The following is a 4,162-nucleotide window of genomic DNA, read 5'->3' as shown; positions in this document are numbered from 1 at the left end:
TTCGCTTGCACGCAGGTCCACGGCGGGGTTGGCTACACGCGCCCCAACCTGTGCCGTGCTGATTGCTTTGTTGCCGAGCGCTGCGTGCATGCTATATCTGAAGCTCGGTGAACCGGCCGCGCTTAAGCTGAACAACTCGCTGGACGACTCGCTGGGTGTCTTGCACGACATGTCGTCGATGTCGGTGGAGATGATGGTTTCGCAGCTCGCGTTTCGTCTGCGCGATCATCCGCCAGATGCTCGCGACGCCACCGCTTGGGCCACGCTCGCACGCTCTTACGCCGTACTTGAGCGGCCGACAGATGCGGTCGCGGCCTACGCGAAGGCGGTAGCGCTTGATCCGGGCGACGCATCGCTGCGGGCCGATTTCGCCGATGCCATCGCCAGTGCCGACGATGGCCGGCTCGCCGGGCGAGCATCGGAAGAGATCGCGGCGGCGCTCGCGATCGATGCCGCTGATCCGAAAGCGCTTGCGCTGGCGGCATCGGCGGCGTTCGACGCGCGGGACTATGCCCGCGCGATCGGGTATTGGCGAAGGCTGCTCGCGACGCTCAAGGCGGATTCGCCCGAGGCTATCCGGGTGCAGAAGAGTATCGATGGGGCGCAGGGGATGAGGGCGGTTACCGTGGATATTCGACTGGCCGATGGTGTGCACGCCGCCTCCGATGCCGCGGTAATCGTGACGGCTCGCACGAGCGACGCACCGGCCTCGGCAAATGCAGCGAGCGCAGCGAGTGTAGTCAACTCAGCGGCCCCGCCGAACACGTTGCTTGCCGAGCGTCGGCTGGCTGCAGGTGAACTCCCGACAACGATCGTTCTCGATGACTCGCTCGCCATCAACGCAACTGACACACTGTCGGCACACCAGCAAGTTGTGGTGGAAGCGCGGATTGTTTCGACATCGGGCGCGAACGATCTGAGCGGACAAGGCGACGCCCGAGGCTCGGAAAATCGACACGCCAGCGTGGTGATCGGGCCGTCATCGCCATAGGCGCTTGATATCAACTGCCACGGTTCTCAGTGTTCCGATTTTCGACCCGTTGCAAAAACTTGTTAAGCTCGGCATTCGATCACTTCTTTCGATCCCCTCAATGCGCGGCACGTTCGAGTTCGAAGAGCTATTGCTTATTGCCTACAAGAAGGAGCGTGCGCTGAGTCGGCGCTTGTCGAAGCTCACTTCGCTCTCCGCTCATGCGGCCTTGACGCAGACGCTGGAAAAGTCCGCCGGCACACAGACGCTCGCGGAGCTCGTGAGCGCACGGCGTCGGGAAAGGGCCGCGACTGAGCAGGCGCGACACCATCGTGAACAAGAACGGGCAGCCGCGCGTACGGCCCGAAAAGTCCGGCCTGCTGTCCGTGACGCCGTCGCCTGGAACGCCTGGTTCGACGGTTCCGCGCATCCGAATCCTGGCAAGATTGGCATTGGCGGTGTGCTGGAGAGCCCTGACGGCGACATTGTGAAAATTAGCGCGCGGGCCGGTCACGGCGACAGTTGCGAGGCGGAATATCTTGCGTTGATCGCGGTGCTCGAAGCCGCGGTATCACGAAAGCCGGCACCGGCCAGGCTGGTGATTCACGGCGACAGTCAGGTCGTCATTGAAGACGTGCTTCGCGATGAAGCCAGCAGTGCGCCCGCGCTAAGCACCTACGCGGCGCAGGCGCGCGGCCTGATCGCCCAGCTCGCCGATGTTCGCCTTCAGTGGATTCCCCGCGCCCGCAACGCCGCGGCCGATGCGCTTTCGCAGCACGCCATTCGCAACGATCCTCACGCGGACACCCACTCCAACGCTCACGACAGGTCGCGTACGTCCACCACGGGCGTGTCGCCGAACGAATCGCTTAACGCGTAGTCGAGCACTTTTCGCGCGGCGTCGGCCGGGGTGGAAAGCTGGCCGCTGCGTTTGAGTTCATCGAATTTCTCTCGCAACGGAAAGTGCTCCAGACCCGTGCCGCGAATCTCGGCTTGCATGTCGGTATCGATCACACCCGGTGCAACGCTGCACACTTTCAACGCCCGGTTGTTGTCCAGCGCGACCGCGCGTGCGTGATGATCGAGCGCTGCCTTTGTCGCGCAATAGATGCTCCAGCCAGGATACGCATTGCGGGCCGCGCCGCTCGAGATATGCACGATCCGTCGATCAGATGCCGCCGGGCTTGCCGCTGCCACCGCTGCCGATAACATCAACGGCGCAGCTACATTCAGGCTCACCGCGCGGCCGATCGCGTTCACGTCTTGCCCTTCAATTGGGCCTACCGGCTGCAACATGCCGGCATTATTGATGAGCAGGACGGTATGCGCGCCATCGACAAACCGGACGAGCGTTTCAGTCCCAAGCCATGCGCCGAGCGCAGCGGAATTCGCGAGATCGAGTTCGACTTCCTGCAAGAGGGGCGAAGTGGACGTGTTGCTGTTTGTACGCGACACCCCAAGCACCGCGATGCCGCGTGACAGCATGAGGTCGACCAGCGCCGCACCGAGACCGCGTGTGTGGCCGGTGAGAATCGCCTTGATAGTGTTCATGTCGATGCAACCTGAGAATAAATTAAAGACACAAAGTTACCACGAGTTTCAAAAAGCCCGCGATCCGGCGCCATATCGTCAAATAGATCGTTATACGAAATGATTGAACGTACAAAAAAACGTATTCAATCCGAACAACAATTGACGCTAATCAACCAATAACAGCGCAAACATTTCTTACGCCTCATCTGATTTTCAACCTCCGCCTTAGTCTCAAAAAACTGAACGCTGTATGTGCAAGCCTTTGCCACACATTCCCGGAAAGTGTTGGGATAATCGCGACTTCCCATGTATCGGACTCCTGTATTAATGAATCGACCGCCATGCGGTGCGAACGGTTCAAGGACAGGGGGCGCCGTCCAACCTTTATCGAGAATTATCCATGACTCCACATCCGTCCGGCGCGTCTCAGACGCGCTCGTTCACGACCGTTTTCCTGATCGAGATGTGGGAGCGTTTCGGTTATTACGGCATGGCTGCGTTACTCGTGCTGTTCATGATCGACAAACTCGGTTTCGCAGATTCCCACGCGAACCTCACATGGGGTGCGTTCACCGCGCTAGTGTTCTCGGCGCCGGCAATAGGAGGGTGGATTGGCGACAAGGTGCTGGGTGCGCGGCGCACGATGATCTTCGGCGCGTGCGTTTTGGCATCGGGTTATCTGATGCTCTCCATTCCGTTCGATTCATTGGGGTACTTGTACGCGGCGCTGGGTGTGATCGTGGTCGGCAACGGCCTCTTCAAGGCGAACGCGGCGAATCTCGTGCGGCGCATCTATGAAGGCGATGACGCGCGCCTCGACAGCGCGTTCACCATCTACTACATGTCGGTCAATATCGGCTCGACCATTTCGATGCTCGCAACGCCGTGGATCAAGGATCACTGGGGCTGGCACGCAGCCTTCGCCGTGTGTTTCGCGGGCATGGTGCTGGGCTTGATCAACTTCATGGTGATGCGGCGCACGGTCGGGCACATCGGTTCCGCGCCGGACGACGAGCCCATGAAGTGGCGCCGTTTTGCCGCGGTCGCGGTGGGCGGCGTGGCCTTGGGTCTCGCGACAGTATTCGTGCTGCAGAACGAACAGGTGGCCGCGATCTGCGTATACGCAGCAGGTGTTGCCATTCTCGTGATCTTTGGCTGGATGCTTTTGAAATGCGATCGAAGCGAACGTGCTGGTCTGCTCGCCGCGTTGATCCTCACGCTACAGGTCATCCTGTTCTTCATCTTTTATCAGCAGATGTCCACCTCGCTGACCTTGTTCGCGCTGCGCAACGTGGACGCATCGTTCACACTCTTCAACGTGACCTTGTTCTCATGGAGCGCGGCGCAATTCCAGGCGTTGAATCCGCTCTGGATCATGCTGCTGAGTCCGTTCCTCGCGATCGCGTATACGCGGCTCGCGAATAGCGGTCACGATATCCCCATCGCCGCAAAGTACGCGCTGGGTTTCATGGTGGTTGCGCTGGGCTTTTTCGTATTCGCGTTCAGCGGCCGGTATGCCGTCGATGGCCGTGTGCCGTCCTGGTTCATGGTCGGCGGCTACGGGCTCTATTCGCTTGGCGAACTGCTGGTGTCCGGGCTGGGCCTCGCGATGATCGCCCACTACGTGCCCGCACGCATGAGCGGTTTCATGATGGGAGC

Annotated in this window: 4 protein-coding genes; 3 read left to right on the top strand and 1 reads right to left on the bottom strand. The window is 60.5% G+C overall.

Features of this window, described 5'->3' with window-relative positions; translation table 11 throughout:
* Both JWR14_RS29060 and JWR14_RS29055 read left to right on the top strand, forming a co-directional pair.
* A partial coding sequence (locus JWR14_RS29060; RefSeq protein ID WP_299715986.1) for a c-type cytochrome biogenesis protein CcmI occupies positions 1-991 on the top strand: 991 nt, incomplete at its 5' end.
* 100 nt (positions 992-1,091) lie between these two features.
* Positions 1,092-1,850, top strand: a complete 759-nt coding sequence (locus JWR14_RS29055; RefSeq protein ID WP_299715983.1) for a ribonuclease HI family protein — start codon at positions 1,092-1,094, stop codon at positions 1,848-1,850.
* Here JWR14_RS29055 and JWR14_RS29050 read toward each other — a convergent pair.
* Positions 1,790-2,521, bottom strand: coding sequence for an SDR family oxidoreductase (locus JWR14_RS29050; protein ID WP_299715980.1), 732 nt, complete (start codon positions 2,519-2,521; stop codon positions 1,790-1,792). The genes JWR14_RS29055 and JWR14_RS29050 overlap by 61 nt on opposite strands.
* A gap of 382 nt (positions 2,522-2,903) precedes the next feature.
* Between JWR14_RS29050 and JWR14_RS29045 the strand changes: the two genes are divergently transcribed.
* Positions 2,904-4,162: oligopeptide:H+ symporter (locus JWR14_RS29045; protein ID WP_299715977.1), on the top strand; the 1,259-nt coding region annotated here is incomplete at its 3' end.

Source organism: Caballeronia sp., from assembly GCF_028292365.1.
GTDB lineage: Bacteria > Pseudomonadota > Gammaproteobacteria > Burkholderiales > Burkholderiaceae > Caballeronia.
The sequence above is the reverse complement of the archived record's forward strand: the minus strand, read 5'-3'. Positions and strand labels throughout refer to the sequence as shown.